Consider the following 20,576-nt stretch of genomic DNA (forward strand, 5'->3'; position numbering starts at 1 on the left):
CGAGGCGGCCCGGCCTTGCCTTTAGTAGTCGACGACGGCGCGGGCCGCGAGGCGCGGCCTGAGCCAGCCCGCCACCTCCAGGTGGGCGGGGTGGGACTGGTAGGCCCGCAGCGCGTCCGCGTCGGTGTGGGTGCTGATCATGCACAGGTCGTAGGAGACCGGGGTCCGCAGCGTGTCCAGGGCGACCGTCAGCGTCGCGATCTCATCAATTGTGCTGGCCAGGCCTTCCAGCAGCGACTTCGCCTTGGCAGCATCTGCCGCATCGGCGAACTTCATCAGTACCACGTGGGTAAACACCCGCTCTTCCCCCTGTTCCCCGGCGTCGCCCGAGTGTATGTTCTGGAAACAGCGTTTCGCTAGGGGAACCGGAGCGGGAATGACCATCAGGGTTGCCGCCGTACAGTTCGAGGCCGGCCAGGACATCGAGGCCAACCTGGCCACCTGCCTGCGCCTGGTCGCCGACGCCGCCCGGCAGGGCGCGCAGCTCGTGGTGCTGCCCGAGTTCTGCCACCACCTGTCCTGGTACACCGACCGCGCCCAGGCGCACGCCCTGGCCACCCGGCCGGGCGACACGTTCCTCACCGCGATCTCGGCGAGCGCCGCCGAGCACCGGGTGTACATCAAGATCAACGTCACGCACGCCCACCCCGACGGGCGCACCGGCGGCACCAACTTCCTCCTCGGCCCCGACGGGGCGGTGCTCGGCAGCTGCGACAAGCAGGTCCTGATGGGCGCCGAGAACGACCACCTCGACCCGGCGACCGAGGTCGGGCCGGTGCTCGACACCCCGATCGGCCGGCTCGGCATGTACGCCTGCATGGAGGGCGTCATCTCCGAGACCACCCGCGGGCTCGCGCTGCGCGGCGCGCAGGTGCTGCTGAACAGCCTCAACTCGTTCGCCACCGACGAGGCCGCGCTGCACATCCCGGTGCGGGCCGCGGAAAACCGGGTTTGGGTGATCGCCGCCAACAAGGTCGGCCCGCTGCTGCCCGCCGAGCACCTGCCGGCCATGAGCCGCGGCCTCGGCGTGCCGGAGCAGTGGCTGCACGGGGCCGGCGAGTCGCAGATCGTCGCGCCGGACGGCACGGTGGTGGCCAGGGGCCCGCGCACCGGGGAGGCCGTCGTCATCGCCGACATCGCTCCGGAGCGCGCCGACGACAAGCACCGCCCGGACGGCACCGACCTCCTCGCGGCCCGCCGGCCGGAACTCTACGGCCCGCTCGGCGACGCGCCGACCGGCCGCCGCCGGCCGCCCGGCGCGTCGAGCCTGCCGGTCGCCGTCCTCCGGCCGCGGGACCCCGGGCAGGCAGCCGACCTGCTCGGCAGGTCGGTCACCGAGGGCGCACTGCTCGCCGTGCTCGCCGAGAACGCCCTCGGCGCGCACGTCGGGCCGGCCGAGGTGGCCGCCGCGCTGGCACCGGCACTGCGCGGCACCGACGCGTACGCCGTGGCCACCGCCCGCGGCGCCGACGGCCCGGTCGGGCTGCTCATCGGCCCGGATGGCGTGGTCGGCGAGCAGCCACAACTGCATCGGGCCGGCGCGGCCCGCGACGCCGTGCGGCCCGGCGACGCGCTGCGCACCTTCGACCTGCCCTGGGGGCGGCTGGCGATCGTGGTCGGCGACGACGCGATCTTCCCGGAGACGTTCCGGCTCGCCGCGCTCGCCGACGCCGATGTGGTCGCCGTGCCGTTCACCCCGCGCGAGCCCTGGGAGCTGGCGCTGGGCCTGCCGGAGCGGGCCGCGGAGAACCGGCTCAACGTGATCGCCGCCGGGCCGCTCGGCACGGGCGCCGCGGTCTTCGCGCTCAGCGCCGACTTCACCCTCTGGACCACCTGGGCCGGGCCGTTCACCGGCCGGATCAGCAGCCCGCTGCGCACCGACATCGCCGCCGACCGGCCCGTCACGCATGCCGTGGTGGCCCCGGCGCAGGCGGCGAACCGGCTCGTCTCCCGCCGAACCGACCTCGTCGACGGCCGCCCGTGGCGGCTCGTCCAGGCCCTCACCGAAAGGCGCTGACCCGTGGCCGACACCTTGAAACATGTCGAGGACATGCTCGACAACTCCCCCACGGTCGACGTCCACGAGACGTTCCACCGGTACCAGGTCCTCCTGGACGAGCTGAAGGCCAAGATCGCCGCACGGTTCGAGCTGACCCGCGACCCGTCCACCGAGCCGCTGGAGCAGTACGGGGACTACCCCAACGGGCCGGGCGGCTCGCTCGCCGCGTACACCGGGCCCGAGGTCGACTGGCTCGTGCACTCCTGGCTGGGCAACCCGGCGGCCAGCTTCGCCAACCTGCACCTGACGTGCTGGCTGGGCCCGCAGGTCAGGGTGCCGCACCTGGGGCTGGCCCTGCTGGTCTGGCCCGGCGGCTGGTTCTACATCGACTCGGTGCCCCGGGTCAACATGGTCGAGCACGGCGACTACTACGACCGGTACTACGAGCCGGTCAACGAGGAGTGGCTGCAACTGCGCGCCGACCCGGCGTTCGACTACTTCGTCAGCCGGGCCGGGTTCATCCGGGCCAGCCTGTCGCCGACGGCGTACTGCTACTCCTTCGACCGCAGCCCGGACAACATCGAGAAGGTCAGCCAGGTGACCCACGCCCACGTCGACCGCTGGCTGCGCTGGGTCGACGAGGCCGAGCCGGTGCCGGCCGAGGAGCGGGCCGCGCTCGCCGAGACCGATCTGCGGATCCGCCGCAACATCGCCGACCGCGACCCCGCGAACGTGATGGGCGTGCGCTACTTCGGCGAGGAGACCACCGACCGGCTCGTCCGCGCGCTCTGGGGCGGCGACCGCGAACTCCCCCGGCCGTCGGCATGAGCGGTGTCCGGTCGGTCTGGTGGGCCGTGCGCGTCCCCGGCGCACCGGCCCCGTTCGACACCGCACACCTGCGGGTCTACTACCCGGCCCGGCCCACCGGCTCGGACGCCGAGCGGCTCAGCGGGGTGCTGGCGGCCGACCCGGCCGGGGCGCCGTACCCGGTGGTCCTGCTGGTCTCCGGGGTCAACGTCGGGCAGGACGCCTACCGCTGGCTGGCGATGGAGCTGGCGGCGCGGGGCGTCGTCGCGGTGACCTACGACTGGGTCGGGGTGCTCTTCGCCGGCCTGCACGGGATCACTCCCGGCGTCGACCTGGACGCGGCCCGGCCGGACGGCTACGGCAGCCGGCCGACCAGCCCGTCACTGCGCCCGGTGCTCGACGCGCTGGCGCAGCTCACCGGGCCGCTCGACGGGTTGCTCGACCTCGACCGGGTGGCGCTGCTGGGCCACTCGGCCGGCGGCACGGTGGCGCTGCAGTCGGCGCGGTTCCTGCCCGAGGTCCGTGCGGTGGCCACCTACGGGGCGCACACCATGGTGGCGACCATGCTCGGCTGGCCGGCCGGCACCGTGCTGCCGGCCCAGGTGGACTGCCCGGTCATGCTGCTCGCCGGCACCAACGACGGCGTGATCAACGGCTCGGCCGACCGGTACGGCGAGGACGCGGCCGCCCGCGCCGACCCGATCACCCGCACCTTCGACGAGGCACTGCCCGACGCGGGCGGCACCAACCTGCTGGTGCGGCTGGCCGGCGCCAACCACTTCGGCATCGTGCACCCGCTCGACCCCACCTCGGCGCGCGCCTTCCTCGACGAGGAGGCGACCGCCGACCCGGAAACCACCCGTGCGCTCCTGGTCGACCTGCTGTCCGGGTTCCTCGCCGTCCACCTTCGAGGCGAACCGGCCGACGGCTTCGACCGGTTGCTGACACAGCTCGACACCACCTCTTCGATCGCCTCGTTCCGGCGGAGGTAAGCCACCATGCTCAAGAACTTCTGGTACGCGGTCGAGTTCTCCGACCGGGTCACCACCAAGCCGGCCCGGATCACCGTGCTCGGCCAGTACCTGGCCCTCTACCGCACCCCGCGCGGGCGCGTGGTGGCCCTGTCCGACCTGTGCGTGCACCGGGGCGCGGCGCTCTCCGGCGGCTGGACGGCCGGCGAGAACATCGTCTGCCCGTACCACGGCTGGGAGTTCGAGCCGGGCGGGGCGTGCACGAGGATCCCGGCGAACCAGCCCGGCCGGAGCATCCCGAACAAGGCCCGGGTCGACTCGTACCCCGTGCAGGAGCGCTACGGCTTCGTCTGGGTCTTCATGGGCGACCTGCCCGAGGCCGAGCGGCCGCCGATCCCGGTCTGGCCGGAGTTCGACAACCTGGTGGAGAACGGCGGCAAGTACCGCGCGGTGACCGGCGAGTTCCTGTGGAAGGCCAACTACGAGCGGATCCTGGAGAACGGCTGCGACATCGCGCACGCGCCCTTCGTGCACGGCGGCGTCTTCGGCAACCGGGAGAAGCCCGAGGTTCCCGAGTACGAGGTCGAGGTGCGCGACGAGTGGTCGGCGTTCGCCACGGTCAGCCTGCACCCCCCGCGCTCCAAGGGCCTCTGGTCGCTGGTCAACCGCAACAACGCGGACCTGGCCAACCGCCCGCCCGTGGTCACCTCGGCCGGCTGGATGCTGCCCAACATGATCAAGCTGCACGTCCGGCTGCCGATCGGTGAGCTGATCATCTACGACACCAACGTCCCCATCGACGAGACGACCACCCTGGTCAAGTGGGTCGCGCTGCGCACCTTCTTCACCGGGGCCTGGGCCAACCGCAACGCCGTGCAGCGCGTCATCCGGATCTTCTACCAGGACGCCGAGGTGGTGAACAACGTCCGCCCCGAGTTGCTCCCGTTCGACCTCGGCGCGGAGCTGCACGTCAAGAGCGACCTCATCGCGGTGCACTACCGGCGACGCCGCCAGGAGCTGGCCGAGCGGGGCTGGATGCTCTCCGACGCGGACCGGGTGACGGGCGACGTGCCGCGCCGGGAGGCCACCGTCATCCCCTCGCCGGCCCGCCGGGAGAACCCGGAGCTGGCCCGCGCCTGGGTGCACAAGGCCAAGGGCGACCACCCGACCGTGGCGGAGTCGCAGCGGATCGGGCTCGAACGCATCACCGAGGAGGAGGGCGCCGAGGCCGCCGCAGGGGCCGAGGCGCAGGCGAGCCCCGAGCCGACCAACGGCGCGACGACGAAGGAGCAGCAATGAGTCTCCCGCTAGAGCTTTGCGAGAACGCGGTGGCCCACCTGACCGCCCGGCACCCGCTCACCGCGGTCGTCGACGAGCCGCTGAGCAGCCCGATGTCGCCCGACCCGGTGGGTGCGCTGCGGGTCTGGCGGGGCGCACCGGGCCAGCCGGTGGCCAAGGTGGTCTACGTCGGGCTGGTCGTCCCGATGATCCACCTCGACAGCCACATGGTCTTCGCCTTCACGGCCGCCGACAGCGCGATCCCGCACTTCACCCTGGACTCGGTCTACGGCGGCGACTACTACGCGTACCACCTGGATTTGATTCCCCGGGCCGAGCTGAGCAGCCACCTGCCCTACCTGGACGCGGCATACCAGCCACTCACCGAGGTCTTCACCGAGGCCGAGGCGATGGACGGGCTGAGCCGGCCCGACATCGGGCCGCGCCAGAACGCGCTGATGTCGCCGTGGATGCTGGTCAGCCGGGCCACCGAGGAGGCGTTCCGAAAGATCGGAACCGCCGTCTCCGCGTACGCCGAGCACTGGTCCGCGCTGGTGACCGACGGCCTGCCGGCCGACGTCGTGGCCGGCCTGGCCGACACCGACCTGGCCGCCCGGGACACCGCCGTGCGGGTCAACCTGTTCAGCCCCGACGTCGACCCGGTCTGGGCCCGGGTGACCCGGCTGATCGGCGAGCCGGCAACCGACCGGATCCGGGCGGAGCTGATCGGCAATGAGTGAACCGACCGCACCGACAACCGCACCGGCGGCCACCGAACCGAGCGCGTGGCAGCAACGGATCGCCGGCGAATGGCACGGCCGGCCGTCGCTGTTCACCGCCACCGGCGTCTGGCAGGGCTTCGAGGAGATTCGCCGCTCGTCGGTCCACGCCGACGGCGTCACCACGTACTACATGGACGGCGGGCTGGTCGGCGGCGGCGAGCTGGCCGGGCGTTACCGGCTGGGCGCGCCCTTCGCCTTCGGCGTGATCGACTCCGACGCCGACCGGGTCTACACCGGCCCCGACTTCTTCGGCACCGGCCAGCCGTACGGGTCGTTCGTGGACTCGCACTACTACGGCCCCGGCTGGCAGGTCGACCTGAACACCTGGAACCAGGTGCTGCCCGACGGCGAGACCCAGGTCTACTCGTCGATGCTCTACCAGGGCTGGACGGTGGTGGGCTGCTTCAACGGCGTCTACACCCGCAGCTTCGACCACGACACCAACCCGGACACCCGGGAGCGCGTGGCGCGGTTCCTGGCGGCCGAGGAGCGGCGCGGCCCGGTGCCGCACATCCTGCCCACCAAGCAGGCCGGCGCGTACACCGGCAGCTGCGAGTTGTGGGGCGCCGACCAGAAGCTGCGCGGCGAGGTCGCGGTGCGGCTCGGCCTGGAGCCGATCGACCTGCTCCGCACCCGCCGGGTGGTGAGCTGGACCGGCGCCGGCCTCGACCGGCGGTACGTGGTCGAGCAGCGCCGCGACGGCGACCGGCTCTTCTTCGAGGGCCCCGACGCCTGGGGCAACGCGCAGGGCTTCGGCCGGGCCAGCTACCCGTCCTGGCACTTCCACGCCGACGGCGGCGACGTGTGGAAGGTCAAGGGCCGCGAGTTCGCCATCGACGCCGAGCCGGGCATGTCCGCCGGCGGGCGCCTCGCCGTGGTGTACGAGCTGTTCCGGGGCAACGTGCTGGACAGCGTCCTGCACGGCCTGCTCACCTGGGAGGCGGCCGGATGACCGCGGTGGTGGTTACCGGTGGCACCCGCGGCATCGGCGCCGGCCTGGTGCGCGCGCTGCTGGCCCACGGCGCCCGGGTCGCGTTCTGCGGACGCAGCGACGAGTCGGTGGCCGCGGCGCTCGCCGCGCTGCGCTCCGACGGCTCGGCGCCGGCCGGCGCCGAGGTGCTCGGGGTGCGCGCGGACGTCACCGACCGCGCCGACGTGTCCGCGCTGTGGTCGGCCGCCGCCGAGGCGTTCGGCGGCGTCGACATCTGGATCAACAACGCGGGTACGAACCACGCGCGCCGCCCGCTGTGGGAACTGGCGCCGGCCGACCTGGACGGGGTACTCGCCGCGAACCTCGGCGGGGTGGCCCGGGCCAGCGCGGTGGTGCTGGCCGCGATGATCGAGCAGGGTCACGGCGCGCTGTGGAACATGGAGGGCTTCGGCTCCAACGGCCAGGCCCGGCCGGGGCTGACCGGGTACGGCGCCTCGAAGCGGGCGGTCACCTACCTGACCGACGGGCTGGCCAAGGAGCTCGCCGCAGCCGGGGTCGCCGACAAGGTCACCGTGCACCACCTCTCCCCCGGCATCGTCGTGACCGACCTGCTCACCCACGACTACCCGCCGGACGAGCTGGCGAAGGCCAAGAAGATCTTCAACATCCTCGGCGACCGGGTGGAGACGGTCACCCCGTGGCTGGCCGACCGGGTCCTCGCCGGGGGCCGCAACGGCAGCCGGGCCGCCTGGTTGACCAACCGCAAGGCCGCCGGACGGTTCGCCGTCGCCGGCTTCCGCAAGCGCGACCTCTTCGGCGACTCCGTCGGCGGCCCCGGGTGATCCGACGCGAGGGCACACCGTGAACGGCAGCGACTACACCGTCGTCCTCGCGCTGGAGGACTTCGTGCCGACCGGCCTGGCGCTGGTCGGGTTCTGGATCCTGGCCGGGCTCTCCGAGCGGGTCGTGCCCCGGGTGGGCCCGGTCGCCCGCGTCGGCGCCGTCCTGATCGGCCTCGGCGGCCTGGCCAAGTCGACCTGGAAGCTGCTGCTGGCCGGGTTCTCGGTCGACCTGCCCTGGTTGGAGGCGGCGCTGTTCCCGCTGATGGCGGTCGGCGCGGTCGGGCTGATCTGGGGCCTGGCCGGCGCGCTGCGCGGGCGCATCGTGCCGTGGTGGCCGTTCGCCGCGCTGCTGGCCGTCACCGCCGCAGTGGCGGCCGCGTACGCCATCTTCGCACCGGTCTTCGCCCTCGCCACCACGGGCGTCACCACCATCAGCGTCCTGGCCGCGGTCATCGCCGGCCGACGGCGCGCCTGGGGCGCGGTGGCGCTCTACGTCGCCGGGCTGGCCTGCGTGCTGCTGCTGGTGCCGCTGCGCAACCACCCCGAGCACGAGACCCTGGCTCTGCAGTGGGCGGAGCAGGGCACCAACACCCTCGGCCAGGCGGCGCTGCTGGTCGCGGCGTGGCTGACCGCGCGTGCGCACACCCTGGCCCCGGCCAGTTCCCACCCGACCCCCGCCCAGGAAGGAGCCGTCAGGCCATGACCGACGCGCTCGGCTGGCGCCGCAAGTTCGGCGTCCTCGCCCCGTCGACCAACACCATCGTGGAGCCGGACTTCTACCGGATGACGGTGCCCGGCGTGACCGCGCACTTCTCCCGGATCCACATCCGCAACCAGGACCTGTCCAGCGACAGCAACTTCGAGAACCTCCTGACGCAGATCCGCGGCGAGATCGGCGCCGCCTGCGAGCGGGTGCTGACCTGCGAGCCCGACTACATGGTGATGGGCATGTCCGCGGAGACGTTCTGGGGCGGCGTCGAGGGCAACCGGCAGTTCGTCGCCCAGATCAAGGCGGCCACCGGGCTGGAGGTGGCGACCGGGGCGGAGGCGTGCGAGCGGGCACTGCGCCTCTACGGCGCGCGCCGGATCGGCGTGGTGACGCCGTACCAGCCGATCGGCGACACGAATGTCGTGCAGTTCTTCTCCGAGATCGGTTTCGAGGTGGCCGCGATCGAAGGGCTCAAGTGCCCGACCGCGGTCTCCATCGCCCACGTCACGGAGGACGAGTTGCGCCGGGCGCTGCTGGCGGTGGACGGCCCGGACGTGGACGCCCTGGTCCAGTGCGGCACCAACCTGTCGATGGTCGGGCTGGCCGACGAGGCCGAACGCTGGCTCGGCAAGCCGGTGATCGCCATCAACGCGGCGACGTGGTGGATGGCGCTGCGCGAGAACGGCATCTCCGACAAGGTGTACGGCGCCGGGTCCCTGCTCCGCGAGCACTGAGAGGGTTGTTCTGGGCTGCATGTCCCTTGCGGGCGTGGGGCGGGTGTCGAGGTGCGGGAGACGCACGGCCACGTCTCCGGCGGCGGGCAAGCGCAGTCGCCACCAACCGAAACCAACCGCCGCCCTGACGACGAACGGAGACCTACCAGTTCCGGAGCGTTCCGGGACCCGGCGTCCTCTCGGGAACCGCCGGCGATCGGCCCGGTGTGCAGGATCGTGCTCGATCCAGCGCAATCCCAGGGCCCCGCAAAGTCGTGGGTATCCGGCTCGGCAGGCCCCAGGGGATGCGCGCTACCGACACCATCGACCCTTGCCGGGGCGATCTTCCTCGGGGCGGCCTTCCCCGGTTCGGCCTACCCTTCGTTGGTCCCTATGGAGCTGCCCCGTTTGTGCTACCGGTGGAGCGGGCGCGTAGACGGGGCAGCTCCATAGGGGCCGAAGGACAGGCCCCCGACCGGGCGCGGGGCGCAATCGTCAGGCCACCGCCCGACTGCCCGGCGTGCGGGGCGGCATGGGGCGGCGCGAGACGGCCGACGTCCCCGGAACATTCGCGGGAGAGGGGACACAGCGCAGGACCGGTCAGACAGACCGAAGCCCTGGCCAAGATTTCGGGTCATCCTCAAGGAGCGGAACAGGATTCACGAGCCGACCGAGCTGTTCCGGGGCGAGCGCTTCCTCAACCGCCGAGACGGTGCTCGGCTACGGACGGGCAGCCCCGAACCACCCTCTGGCACCGGCGCTGCCGGCGATCCGCAAGGGCGCGGGCCGGGGGTGCCTCCCCGGCCCGCGTCGTTTGCTGGCTCAGCTCCGCGCGGTACCGCGACGCCTCGGCAGCACCACGACCAGGCCGATACCGAACAGCAGCGCCGCGCTCGACCAGAGCAGCAGCAGCGCCGTCACGCCCCCCTCGCCCGTGGTCGGCAGCGACCCTTCGCCTCCGCCATCGCCCTCGTCGTCGGTCGCGGCCCGCGACTTCACCGTGAACTTGGCGACGATCGACGTCATCGCCGGGCCGGTCACCGGGTCGGCGCCGGCGTTGCACTCGGTGTCGACCTGCGAGTGGTCGAAGAGGAAGTTGCTGACGGTCAGCGAGACCAGCCCCGCCTGCGAGGTGGTGTACGTCCCGGTCAGCGTCGCACCGGGCACCACGGCGTAGGCGGCGATCGCGCCGTACGCCGGGCCCTTCAGGTTCACCGTGCCGCTGCCCACCCCGCCGACCTTGACGGTCGCCTTGGGCACCAGGTCACCGGCGCCCACCGGCACCGGCCCGCTCTTCGGGCCGGCCGAGAACTTCAGGCTCACGGTCACCTTGGCGCCCCGACCAGGATTGCTGGGTGACATGGTCAGCGTGTGCGTGGCAGTCCACGCCGAGAGGCTGCTCAGCGTCTTGCAGTTCAGCTTCACGCTCTTCGGGCCGAACGGCTGGGCCGGCGTGTCGACCTCCTCGCTCTTCGCCGGCGGGGGGGCGCTCGTCGTGGGCGGCGGGAGCGACGGCGACGCGGACGCCGACGGCGACGGCGTCGCGGAGGCGGACGGGCTCGGCGGTGGGGTCGCGGTGCCGGAACCGCCGACGGTGAAGCTCTCCACGATGGAGGTCGGCACCGGTGCCGCCTTGTGGTCGCGGTCGCCGGCCGCCGAGCAGTGCGTCGTCGCCGAGGCGTTGGCGAACGTGACCCGCCCGACGGTGAGCGTCGCCGCTCCGGCGGCGGCGGCGAAGTAGGTGCCGGTCGCGGTGATCGGGCCGAGCGGCGTCGCCGGGGCGACGGCCCGCGCCGGGTACGACGACATCCGCAGCGTCGCGCTGCCGGAGAGGGAGCCGCCCAGGGCCAGCGTGACGTTCACCGGAACGTCACCGGCGTTCAGCCCCACCGGCCCGTTGTCGGGGCCGACCTTCGCCGTGAGCGTGACGGTCACCGTGTCGCCGACCTTCGGCTCGGCCGGCGACTGGGTCAGGGTGAAGGTGTCCTGCCAGACCGTCGGCGAGCTGCCGGTACCGGCGTCGTTGAAGTAGAGCCGGCAGCCCAGCGTCTCGGTCGTGGGACCGACCGCCGCAGCCGGCGGCGTCGCCCGGGCGGGGACCGCCGCCGGGATCGCGAGCAGCAGCAGCGGTGGCGCCAGGACGAGCGCGAGCGCCGACATCCGGACGGGGAAACGACGTCGGGTCATGGGGACCTCCGGTTCCGGTGGGGCATCAGCACGAGCAGGCCGATGCAGAGCAGCAGCAGGCCGGAGCCGACCAGCACGGTGACCGCGTACCGGTCCGGGCCGGCGCTCACCGGGTTGGCATTGACCAGCGTCGGCGCCGACGTACCGGCGGCGACCGCCGGCCCGGTCGAGGGTGACGTGGTGGCTGCCGGCGGTGCCGCGGACGTGGGTGGGGTGACGGCTGGTGTTGTCGGTGCGGGCCTCTGCGCCGGCTTCTTGCCGAACGTCAACGCCACCGAGACCTTGTTGGCCTCGACCTCGCCGGCGTTGCCGCTCGCGGGCAGGATCTGCGCCGCGACCACGCACTCCTGCTTGGTGCAGTCGAACTTGCCGAACTTCTGCGCCAGCTTCAGGGTGACCGTGGGCAGCTTCCCGCCGCCGTCGGCGTTGACGAACGCGGCGCCGCCGGCGAGGTTGCAGTCGGTCGGGCCCTTGAAGCCGGCGACGCACTGGCCGACGGCGATCTGCTTCAGGTTCGGGCTGAATCCCGAGCCGTCGACGACGACCTGCTGCTTGTCCGTCAGCCCGGTGGTCTCGCTGACGGTGAGGGTCGGCGCGGCGAACGCGGCCGGGGGTGCCGCCGCGACGGCGAGGCCGCTGCCGGTGGCGAGCAGGACGGCGAGCGTGAGCGCCCGGGCTTTACGACCGACAGGTCGGCCGCCCGGGCGCGTGGACGCGCGGCGGAAGGTTCGCACGGCGATCTCCTGACAGGTTCGGCGCAGGCCGGCGCGGGCAAGGGGCGGGGCGATGCGGGCGGGGCTCACGACGGCACCGTCGTACGCTGCGCGGGCACGCCGGAGCGGTTGACGGCGGCGTGGTCGGTGCCGAGGTAGGAGCGGACCACGTCGGGGTGGGTGCGGACCTCCTGCGGCGTGCCGTCGGCGATGACCCGGCCGCCGTCCATCGCGACCAGCCGGTCGGCGAGCCGGGCGAGCAGCGGCAGGTCGTGCTCGATGATGACCATGGTGACCCCGAGCTCGTCGTGGATCCGGCGCAGCACCTCGCCCAGCGCGACGCCGTCGGCCTGGGAGACCCCCGACGAGGGCTCGTCGAGCAGCAGCAGCGCCGGCTCCAACGCCAGCAGGCAGGTGATCTCGACGATCCGGCGGGTGCCGGTGGAGAGCTCACCGACCAACCGGTCGGCGAGCGGGGCCAGACCCATCAGCGTGACGAGCTCCTCGGCCCGGCGGCGCTTGGCCCGGTCCGGGCCGCCGGCGCCGAGAGCCGCCGCGAGGAGGCTGGTCGGCGCGGTGCGTTCGCCGGCCACCATGACGGTCTCCAACACCGTCATGGTGGCGAAGAGCCGGGCGTCCTGGAACGAGCGCACCAGCCCGAGGCCCGCGCGCCGCTGCGGCGACAGCCCGGTGACCGGGCGGCCGGCGAAGAGCACCGCGCCCCGGTCGGCGCGGGTGAAGCCGGCGATGATCTCGAACAGCGTGGTCTTGCCGGCCCCGTTCGGGCCGATGATGCCGACCACCTCGCCGGCGGCGACGTCGAGGCTGGCCCCGGCGACGGCCCGCACGCCGCCGTAGGAGCGGGCCACCCCGCGCACCGAGAGCAGCGGCTCGCCGGCCACCGCCGGTTGCAGCGGGACGGTGCGCGGCGGCAGCGTGATCGCGCCACCTGCGCCGACGGCGGCCGGCGCCGGCCCGGCCACGGGTGCGGTCACGGGTCCGGTCGTCCGATCGGGGGCGGACCCGCTGACCTCGTCGGCGGCGGACGGTGGCGGTGCGCCGCGACCGCGGGCGATCAGCGCGGCGATCCGGTCACGCAGCCACAGCACCGGCCCGCCGAGCCCGGCCGGCAGCGCGATCACCACGACCAGCCAGACCAGGGTCAGCGCGGCCTGGCCGATGATGTCCAACTCCAGGAATCCGGGCACGCCGACGATCAGGAACGCCCCGAGCAGCGGGCCGCCCAGCAGCGTGATCCCGCCGACCACCACGGTGGCGACGACGTCGATGCTGGCCGAGGCCGGGAACGTGTTCACGGTGAGCTGGGTCTGCCCGTGGCCGATCACCGCCCCGCCGAGGCCGGCCAGCGCACCCGCGACCGCGTACGCCTGCAGGACCCGCACCGGCACCGCGACGGTGAACGCCCGGGCGGCGTCGGCGTTGTCGCGCAGCGCCACCAGGATCCGCCCGAAGGCACCGGTACGCAGGTTCGCGGTGACCCACAGGCCGAGCAGCAGCGCCACCAGCGCGAGCAGGTAGTAGTCGGTGGCCAGGTCGAAGGTGTGGCCGAGGATGCGCGGCTTGGGCACCTGCGCACCGTCGCCGAGCAGCCATCCCTGCCGCAGCAGGAACGCGCTGGTGGCCAGCGCGAAGGCGAGCGTGGTGACGGCGAGGGCGAGCCCGCGCAGGCGCAGCGCCGGCACCCCGACCGCGACTGCGGCCAGCGCCGCCGCCGCGCAGCCGGCGAGGATCCCCAGGAACAGGTTGCCGGTCCGCACGGAGACCTGCACCGACACCGCGGCGCCGATGCCGGCGAACGCGAACTGGCCCAGGGACAGCTCCCCGGCCACGCCGGTGACCAGCCCGATCGACAGGCCGACCAGGGTGAAGCCGATGATCGCGATGAGCACCGAGGCGCTCTCGTTGCTGATCACGAAGGCCAGCGCGACGGCGACGGCAAAGCCCATTCCGGCGACGACCCGGCCCAGGTTGCGCAGCAGCCAGATCCGTTGGTACGCGGCGGGCAGCGGCGGTGCGCCGATCCGGCCCCAGCCACCGTCCTCGCCGTCGCGGCGCGCGCGGACCGGCTGGGCGAGCAGCGCGACCAGGATGACCGCGACGAGGGCCAGCTCGACGAGGCCGCCGCTGGATCGACCGGACAGCAGGATCTGCTCCCCCACCCCGAGGCCCAGCGAGGCGCCGAACGCGATCGGTACGGAGGAGAACCGGGCGATCACCGCGCCGGCGAGGCCCCGCACCAGCAGGGCCGGGCCGAGCGACTCGATCGACTGGGTGCCCTGGGTCGGCGCCACGAGAATCGCCGAGAAGGCGGCGACGGCGCCGGCGATCGACCAGGCCAGGGTCGCCATCCGGGCCGCGGTGACGCCGTTGAGGGTGGCCGCGTCGGGGGCGTCGGCGGCGGCCCGGATCGCCAGCCCGAACCGGCTGCGCCTGAGAAACATGGCGAGCCCGACCAGCAGCACCGGAGTGAGCAGCAGCATCGCGGTGAACGCCGGGCCGACCGGGGTGTTGCCGACGGTGAACGACGGCATGCCGGGCGGCGCCGGGAACGCCGGGCCGCTGGCCCCCGAGCTGTTCACCAGCAGGGCGAGCACGAGCACGAACTGGGACAGCCCGAGGGTGGCGATCATGCCGATCACCCGGGGCCGGCGGCGCAGCCGGCGGACCACGCTCAGCTCGATCGCGCCGGAGACCGCGGCGGCGGCGAGCATCCCGACCGGCAGGGCGAGCCAGTACGACAGCACGCCGTCACCGACCAGCCGGCCGAGCACGGCGGCGCCGAACACCCCGACCGCGCCGTGGGCGAAGTTGACGAACCGGCTGGACCGGTAGACCAGCACCAGCCCGACCGCCAGCAGCCCGTACGTGAGGCCGGTGAACAGGCCCAGCACGATGCGGTCCGGGCCGAAGTCGAAACCGCCGATCACCAGATCACCGCCCCGTCCGCCGGGGCGGTGTGGGGCGCGGGCTCGGCGTCCTGTGCCCGGGGCGCGGGCTCGGCGTCCTCGGCCGGCGCGTGGCCGCCGAGCATCAGGGCCCGGACCAGCCCCGGCCGACCGGCCAGTTCGCCTGCGGTGTGCTCGGCGACCATCGCACCCTTCTCCATGAAATAGATCCGGTCGGCCAGCGACAGCGCCACATTGACCGACTGCTCCACCACCAGCAGCGAGGTGCCCCGCGCGTTGAGCCGGCGCAGCATCTCCAGCAGGCCGCCGACGACGACCGGGGCCAGGCCGAGCGACAGTTCGTCGACCAGCAGCATCCGGGGGCGCTGGATCAGCGTCTTGGCGAGCACGAGCAGCTGCCGCTCACCGCCCGACAGGGTGGCGGCGACCTGGTCCCGCCGCTCGTAGAGGCGGGGGAAGACGGCGAACGCCGCGTCGACCCCCCGGTGCACCGCGTCGCTTCGCCGACCCAGCGCGTAGCCGTGCATGCGCAGGTTCTCGGTGACGGTGAGCGAACCGAACACCGCCTGACCGACCACTGTCGACATGCCCAGCTCGATCCGGCGGGGCGCGGTCAGCGCGGTCACGTCGACCCCACCGAGCCGGACCACCCCGGCGGTGGGGCGGTGCAGCCCGGAGAGCACCCGCAGCAAAGTGGTCTTGCCGACCCCGTTCGGGCCGCAGATCGCCACCATCTCGCCGTCGTCGACACGTACGGCCGCGTCGTAGAGAACCTGGACCGGGCCGTACGCCGCGTCGATCCCGGAGCTGGAGAGGGCGGCCGGACGCACGCCGCCGCGCCGTAGCCGGGCGACCTCCGCCTCGTCGGCGAGCACCCGGGCCAACCGCTCGGCGTCGGCTGCGGCGGTGCGCCGGAGCCGCCGGGCGTAGCCGGAGCCGACCAGCACCGCCGCCGCGGCCACCACCAACGCCGGACCGGCACCGTACCGGGTGCCGAGCAGGGCGAACACGCCGGCGCCACCCAGGCCACCGGCCAGGTGCAGCACCGACGCCGCCGCCGCGAACGCGGGGCGGGCGTCCGGGTGGAGCACCTCGGCGGCGACGCCCTCGCCCGAGACGGCGAGCGCGACCAGCGCACCGACGGCGGCGGCCAGGCCCGATGCGAACAGCACGACGCCGAGCGCGGCGGGGGCGGCCCCGACGAGCAGCGCACCGGCGGCGACGAGCAGCCCGGCCGGGGCTGCGGCGACGGCGAGGCGCAGCGCCCGCTCGCCGTGCAGCAGCACCGCGAGCGCGGCCCCGGCGAGCAGCGCGTCGCCGACCACGCCGACGGCGCCGCGCGGGCCGAGGCCGAAGCTGGCGCGCAGCATGTCGGCGGCGAAGATCAGCGCGCCGGGCACGACCAGGCCGAGGCCGACCTGGGCCAGCACGGCGACCCGCGCGGTGGGTGGGCGGGTGGCGTTGTCGAACAGGGTGCGCAGCGCCGGTGGCCAGCCGGCGTCGCCCGGCAGTTCCGCGGCGGTCGCCCCGGCCAGCGCGCCGAGCGCCGCGAGGCCGCCCGCCGCCGCCCAGTGGTACCCGGACCCGCCGCCGGTGCCACCGGCGAGCAGCGCGGCCAGGCCGAGCCCGTTCAGCAGCCCCACGTGCCAGTACCGCAGGGTGGCCGTTCCGGCGGCGACCGCGCGGCCGGCCACCACCAGGACCGCCCAGGGCAGCCCGAGCGCGGTGAGCGCGAACAGCCCCGGCACCGGGGCGGCGACGTCGACCACCAGCAGCAGCGCCGCGCCCAGCCCGGCGCCGACGAGCAGCGCGGCCCGTACCGGATGGCGGTGCGGTACCCGCTGCACGACCGCGACGGTCGCGGCCGCGCCGACCACCGCGGCGGCGATCACCGCGGCCAGCACGCTGGTCAGGTCGACACCGAGACCCCGGGCGAGTCCCGCGGCGCCGAGCAGCGGCACCCCGGTCAGCAGGCCGCCGGCCGTACCCGCGCCCCAGCCCGCGCTCCGGGACCGCCATGCCCCGGCACCGTCGCGGGCGATGCCCGGCGGGACGCTCCGGCGGGTGTCGTCATCGGGTCGCAAAGGAAACGTCCTCCCCGCGGTAGGTGAAGCAGGCGCAGCCGCTGTCGTAGCCGAACGCCCGGTAGCCGTTCGAGGCGGCGAACCGGCCCGGGCCGAGCCGCCCGGAGAATCCGGTCGCCGGCTGGAACCACGTGTCGAGGCTGCCCACGGCCGCCAGCCACCGGTGCGCGTTGAGGTCCGCGCCGAGGTCCTTCGCGCCGGCCTGCAGCAGCAGGGCCGCGTCGCAGTACGGGAAGGCCACGCGCGCGTTCTCTCGGGTGCCGAACGACTCACCCGCCGCGGCGAAGATGCCCAGGCAGGTGCGTTCGGCGTCGGTGGCGGGGAAGGCGTACTCCCGGTCGGCGACGTCCTGGCTGGGGTTGAAGCCGATGCCCACCGCCCCGGTCAGCGCCTCGCGCGGGATGATGTCCGGGTTGCCGATCAGGAAGCTGGGATTGTCGTAACTGGAGATGCCGTACCGGGCGGTGAAGCCCTGCGCGGCGGCCGAGGTGAGGAAGAAGGAGGCCAGCCGGGTCCCGCCGAGGAAGAAGACCCGCTCGACGCGCTTGGCCCGCAGGTCGACGGCGGCCTGGTTGAGCCCCGTGTTGAGGGTGCCCAGGTCGGTGGAGTCGATCCAGGCCGGGGTCGGGGTGATTCCCCGCTGCTTCAGGTACGGCACCACGTGCTGCTCGTACATCGCCCGGTTGGCCGGTGCGTCCACCGCGACGATGCCCACCTTCCGGGCCCCGTCGAAGAAGCCCTGCGCGGCCAGCGCCGGCAGGTACGCGCGCACGAAGTCGTCGTACGCGGGGTAGGCCGGGGCGAACAGGTACGGCGCGAACCGCTCGTTCGTCGCCTGGTCGATGGTGATCAGGGTGGCGTCCAGCACCAGGGTGCGCCGCTGCGCGTAGCAGGGGCGGGCGTTGGCCTGCAACTGACCGGTGAGCACGACCGCGAACGCCCGGTCGTCCTGGGTGATCTGGTTGCAGAGCTTCTCCTCGGCGGCCGGTGAGTCGTCGCTCGCCTCGAAGTTACGGAAGACCGCCCGCATCCGCCGGCCGGCGATGCCGCCGTTGGCGTTGACGTGGCTCTCCAGCGCCCGCATCTGGCGCACCGGGTCGCCGGCCGAGGCCGTGTTGAACCCGGTCAGGTTCGCCGTCTTGGTCAGGTCGGTGCCGACGAACACGACGGTGACCGCGTCGGCGGTGACGCCGGGCCCGACGCCGGTGCCGTCGACGCCGCCCACGCCGGGCAGCACCGCGCCGCAGCCGACGAAGGCGAGCAGCGCGGCGACGGCGGCGACGGCCGCCCGTACCGTCAGGGTCCGGTCCCAGCCGGCGGCGTGGCTGCCAGGATCGCGGCTCATCGAGGGCCCCCGAGGTAGGTGTCGAGCGCGGCCAGGTCGATCACGGCGGCGGCGGTCTGGTTGCCGCCGCGTGCTCCGGCCGGCGCGGCCGCGCCCGGGCGGGCTGCGAGCACCGCGTCGAGGGCGGCGAGGTCGACGACCGCGGCGCCGGCGGCCGGATCGGCGCCGGGTCCGTTCGGCAGTCCGGCGTCGCCGAGCAGGTCCCGCAGCGCGGCGACGCTCAGGTGGGTGCCGGCCCGCCGACGCAGCCGACCGGCACCGGGAGCGTCGTCGAAGACGAGGTACGCCCCGAGCGAGCCGACCCGCACGACGGAGGGCAGCAGCGTTCCGGCCGGGGCGGCGGCCGTCGCGGGCAGCGGTGGGCGGTTGCGGCGGTTGGCGATGCGGCGGGCGACGCCCACGACGATCAGCGCCCCGCCGAGCAGGTGCACCACGAACAGGCCCCACGGGTACGTCCGGAACGACACCTCGGCCGGGCCGAACCCACCCAGGTCGGCCTGCACGGTGTACCGCCCGAACGCGGCGAACGGGGTGGTGACGGGCACCCGGTAGGTGCGCGTCTCGCCCGGCCGGATGCCGTCGGTGCCGGGCGTGCTGACCCGGTCGCCGCCGCCGTCCCGGCCGACCCGGACGTTGAGGGGCGGGTTGGGCAGCGGCTGCGGCCCGGGGTTGTGCACGGTGTAGACGAGGGTCCGGGTCGCCGCCGCGCCGGCCAGGCTCCGCCAGCTCGGCCGGCCGACGATCCTCGCCTCGACCAGGTCGAGCCGGACCGGGGCGGCGGAGACCGTGGGGGTGGCCCCCATGGCGTGCCCGGTGAGTTCCAGCGGCGCGTCGACCTGGCCGCGCGCGGCGCCGCCGACCAGCGTGGCATGCACGACGCACGGGCAGGGCACCGGCGGGGTGCTGAGCACGAACCGCACCGCGAAGGTGCCGTCCGGGCGCACCGGAACGGCCAGGGCGGCCCGCGTGTCGCAGGAGGCCGAGCCGCCGATCGCAAGCTGCCCGCAGGTGACAAGCTGGACCAGCGCGCCGCCGGGCCAGCCGGTGCCGGTCACCCCGAGCCGGTCGCCCGGTGCGGCCGCCGGGGCGGCGAGGGTGAGTCCCTCGGCCGCCCACGCCGGGCCGGTGGGCAGTGCCAGCCCGCCGGCCAGCACGCAGACGGCGGTCAGGGTGCGCGCGATCCTCGTCATCCGACCTCCGCATGCGCGCGGACGGGCCGGACGCCCCGGGGACGGGCCACCTGGGCGCGGCGGCGCCTGCGCCAGGCCACGACCCCGGCGGCGACCAGCGCGGCGAGTGCGGCGAGGCCGGTCCAACTGACCACCACGGTACGGGTGGTCCGCACCGCCAACACGCCACCGTCAGCCTTCGCCGTCACGGTGGCGGTGACGACGTCGACCGGCCACAGCCCGGTGAACTGGGCACGCATCCGCGCCTCGGCGCCCGGCACCAGGTCGAGCTGGGGAGTGGCGCCACGTTGGCGGACCCGGTGCCCGAACACGCCGGAGGCGGCGACCGTGATGGTGGGGGCGAGGTGCAGGTTGCCGGTGTTGACGAGGGTGTATTCCAGGGCGCCGTCGACCGGCGTGGGCAGCCACGGCGTCGGGTGCGTCAGGTCCAGATCGGCGAGGTTGAGGCCGGGCACCTCCGGCCCGGCGACCCGCAGGTAGATGCGGGCGCCGACGGCCCGCTGCACCGCGACGGCGACGCCGTTGCTCTCGCTCCGGCCGCCCGGGACGGCCTCCATCGCGACAATCCCGCCGACGTGGTCGCCGGGGCTGGCGTTCGTCGGGATGGTGATGGAGAACGGGATGTCGGCCTGCGCCTTGGGCGGGATCGCCACGGTGCCGGCGCCGACCGCCGTCCACACCCCGATGTCCGACTGCTTCTCGTCGCGCCGGCGCAGCGCGAACCCGCCGTCGCGCGCCGTGTTGTAGGCGTCCGCGCCGTACAGGGTGAAGGTGCGCTCGGTGTCGGTGCGGTTGACCACCCGCACCGAGTCGGTGAGGGTCCGGCCGGCGGGTGACTCGAGGAAGAAGTAGAGCCGGGGGGTGGGCCCGGCGTTGGCCGGCGGGGTGGGCACGACGGCCCATTCGCCGTTGTCCGCCGCGGCGGCCGGCCCGGCCGGGACGACGGCCAGCGCGACAGCGGCGACAGCGGCGACAGCGGCGACAGCGGCGACAGCGGCGACGAAGGCAGCCGCACCGGTACGGAGGCGACGTGGCCAGAGGGGGTGACGCACGCGGTTGCACCCTTCGACTGGTCGGTGTGGGGGCGGCCGGCTCGGC

At 74.2% G+C, this 20,576-nt stretch carries 17 protein-coding genes; 9 read left to right on the plus strand and 8 right to left on the minus strand.

What is annotated here, in order from left to right; translation table 11 throughout:
• Window positions 1–21: 21 nt before the first annotated feature.
• Complete coding sequence (locus GVV04_RS21375; protein WP_161689836.1) at window positions 22–297, minus strand: Dabb family protein; 276 nt, start codon at window positions 295–297, stop codon at window positions 22–24.
• Between the two features lie 79 nt (window positions 298–376).
• On the opposite strand from GVV04_RS21375, the gene GVV04_RS21380 reads away from it, so the two are divergent.
• Genes GVV04_RS21380 through GVV04_RS21420 form a run of 9 tightly spaced genes read left to right on the plus strand, consistent with a single transcriptional unit; the run spans window position 377 to window position 9,053 of the window.
• Window positions 377–2,017 (plus strand): nitrilase-related carbon-nitrogen hydrolase, encoded by a 1,641-nt coding sequence (locus GVV04_RS21380; protein WP_161689837.1) that lies wholly within the window; start codon window positions 377–379, stop codon window positions 2,015–2,017.
• Window positions 2,018–2,020: 3 nt separating this feature from the next.
• Complete coding sequence (locus tag GVV04_RS21385) at window positions 2,021–2,827, plus strand: oxidoreductase (RefSeq protein WP_161689838.1); 807 nt, start codon at window positions 2,021–2,023, stop codon at window positions 2,825–2,827.
• A complete protein-coding gene (locus GVV04_RS21390; RefSeq protein ID WP_201753863.1) occupies window positions 2,824–3,798 on the plus strand; it encodes an alpha/beta hydrolase family protein in 975 nt (324 codons plus the stop codon). Before GVV04_RS21385 ends, GVV04_RS21390 begins: the two co-directional genes overlap by 4 nt.
• 6 nt (window positions 3,799–3,804) lie before the next feature.
• Complete coding sequence (locus GVV04_RS21395) at window positions 3,805–5,076, plus strand: aromatic ring-hydroxylating dioxygenase subunit alpha (protein WP_161689839.1); 1,272 nt, start codon at window positions 3,805–3,807, stop codon at window positions 5,074–5,076.
• The gene (locus tag GVV04_RS21400) at window positions 5,073–5,795 is read left to right on the plus strand and encodes a hypothetical protein (protein WP_161689840.1); all 723 of its coding nucleotides are present in this window, start codon (window positions 5,073–5,075) and stop codon (window positions 5,793–5,795) included. The genes GVV04_RS21395 and GVV04_RS21400 overlap by 4 nt, the downstream gene beginning before the upstream one ends.
• Window positions 5,788–6,789: a hypothetical protein gene (locus GVV04_RS21405; protein WP_161689841.1), complete on the plus strand. Its 1,002-nt coding sequence runs from the start codon at window positions 5,788–5,790 to the stop codon at window positions 6,787–6,789. Before GVV04_RS21400 ends, GVV04_RS21405 begins: the two co-directional genes overlap by 8 nt.
• Window positions 6,786–7,610 carry an SDR family NAD(P)-dependent oxidoreductase gene (locus GVV04_RS21410; RefSeq protein WP_161689842.1) on the plus strand — a complete coding sequence of 275 codons (825 nt, stop codon included), beginning with the start codon at window positions 6,786–6,788 and terminating at the stop codon, window positions 7,608–7,610. Before GVV04_RS21405 ends, GVV04_RS21410 begins: the two co-directional genes overlap by 4 nt.
• Before the next feature lie 19 nt (window positions 7,611–7,629).
• Window positions 7,630–8,313: a hypothetical protein gene (locus GVV04_RS21415; RefSeq protein ID WP_161689843.1), complete on the plus strand. Its 684-nt coding sequence runs from the start codon at window positions 7,630–7,632 to the stop codon at window positions 8,311–8,313.
• Window positions 8,310–9,053: a maleate cis-trans isomerase family protein gene (locus GVV04_RS21420; RefSeq protein WP_161689844.1), complete on the plus strand. Its 744-nt coding sequence runs from the start codon at window positions 8,310–8,312 to the stop codon at window positions 9,051–9,053. Before GVV04_RS21415 ends, GVV04_RS21420 begins: the two co-directional genes overlap by 4 nt.
• Before the next feature lie 801 nt (window positions 9,054–9,854).
• Here the strand turns inward: GVV04_RS21420 and GVV04_RS21425 are convergent.
• Genes GVV04_RS21425 through GVV04_RS21455 form a run of 7 tightly spaced genes read right to left on the minus strand, consistent with a single transcriptional unit; the run spans window position 9,855 to window position 20,530 of the window.
• Window positions 9,855–11,219: a hypothetical protein gene (locus GVV04_RS21425; RefSeq protein WP_161689845.1), complete on the minus strand. Its 1,365-nt coding sequence runs from the start codon at window positions 11,217–11,219 to the stop codon at window positions 9,855–9,857.
• Window positions 11,216–12,022, minus strand: a complete 807-nt coding sequence (locus tag GVV04_RS21430; RefSeq protein WP_161689846.1) for a neocarzinostatin apoprotein domain-containing protein — start codon at window positions 12,020–12,022, stop codon at window positions 11,216–11,218. The genes GVV04_RS21425 and GVV04_RS21430 overlap by 4 nt, the downstream gene beginning before the upstream one ends.
• A complete protein-coding gene (locus tag GVV04_RS21435; RefSeq protein ID WP_161689847.1) occupies window positions 12,019–14,880 on the minus strand; it encodes an ABC transporter permease subunit in 2,862 nt (953 codons plus the stop codon). The genes GVV04_RS21430 and GVV04_RS21435 overlap by 4 nt, the downstream gene beginning before the upstream one ends.
• Window positions 14,877–16,943 (minus strand): ABC transporter ATP-binding protein, encoded by a 2,067-nt coding sequence (locus tag GVV04_RS21440; RefSeq protein WP_161689848.1) that lies wholly within the window; start codon window positions 16,941–16,943, stop codon window positions 14,877–14,879. The genes GVV04_RS21435 and GVV04_RS21440 overlap by 4 nt, the downstream gene beginning before the upstream one ends.
• On the minus strand, window positions 16,930–18,288 hold the full coding sequence (locus GVV04_RS21445; RefSeq protein WP_161689849.1) for an ABC transporter substrate-binding protein: 1,359 nt from the start codon (window positions 18,286–18,288) through the stop codon (window positions 16,930–16,932). Before GVV04_RS21445 ends, GVV04_RS21440 begins: the two co-directional genes overlap by 14 nt.
• The gene (locus GVV04_RS21450; protein ID WP_161689850.1) at window positions 18,285–19,478 is read right to left on the minus strand and encodes a hypothetical protein; all 1,194 of its coding nucleotides are present in this window, start codon (window positions 19,476–19,478) and stop codon (window positions 18,285–18,287) included. Before GVV04_RS21450 ends, GVV04_RS21445 begins: the two co-directional genes overlap by 4 nt.
• Window positions 19,475–20,530, minus strand: a complete 1,056-nt coding sequence (locus GVV04_RS21455) for a WxL protein peptidoglycan domain-containing protein (RefSeq protein ID WP_161689851.1) — start codon at window positions 20,528–20,530, stop codon at window positions 19,475–19,477. Before GVV04_RS21455 ends, GVV04_RS21450 begins: the two co-directional genes overlap by 4 nt.
• Window positions 20,531–20,576: the final 46 nt, after the last annotated feature.

The sequence above is a fragment of the Micromonospora rubida genome, from assembly GCF_009908295.1.
GTDB classification, from domain to species: domain Bacteria; phylum Actinomycetota; class Actinomycetes; order Mycobacteriales; family Micromonosporaceae; genus Micromonospora; species Micromonospora rubida.

Bases quoted from the DNA above. Each gene is read 5' to 3' on its own strand.
- GVV04_RS21380 (WP_161689837.1), top strand. From the start codon at position 377: ATGACCATCAGGGTTGCCGCCGTACAGTTCGAGGCCGGCCAGGACATC.
- GVV04_RS21390 (WP_201753863.1), top strand. From the start codon at position 2,824: ATGAGCGGTGTCCGGTCGGTCTGGTGGGCCGTGCGCGTCCCCGGCGCA.
- GVV04_RS21395 (WP_161689839.1), top strand. From the start codon at position 3,805: ATGCTCAAGAACTTCTGGTACGCGGTCGAGTTCTCCGACCGGGTCACC.
- GVV04_RS21400 (WP_161689840.1), top strand. From the start codon at position 5,073: ATGAGTCTCCCGCTAGAGCTTTGCGAGAACGCGGTGGCCCACCTGACC.
- GVV04_RS21405 (WP_161689841.1), top strand. From the start codon at position 5,788: ATGAGTGAACCGACCGCACCGACAACCGCACCGGCGGCCACCGAACCG.
- GVV04_RS21410 (WP_161689842.1), top strand. From the start codon at position 6,786: ATGACCGCGGTGGTGGTTACCGGTGGCACCCGCGGCATCGGCGCCGGC.
- GVV04_RS21420 (WP_161689844.1), top strand. From the start codon at position 8,310: ATGACCGACGCGCTCGGCTGGCGCCGCAAGTTCGGCGTCCTCGCCCCG.
- GVV04_RS21425 (WP_161689845.1), bottom strand. From the start codon at position 11,219: ATGACCCGACGTCGTTTCCCCGTCCGGATGTCGGCGCTCGCGCTCGTC.
- GVV04_RS21445 (WP_161689849.1), bottom strand. From the start codon at position 18,288: ATGAGCCGCGATCCTGGCAGCCACGCCGCCGGCTGGGACCGGACCCTG.
- GVV04_RS21450 (WP_161689850.1), bottom strand. From the start codon at position 19,478: ATGACGAGGATCGCGCGCACCCTGACCGCCGTCTGCGTGCTGGCCGGC.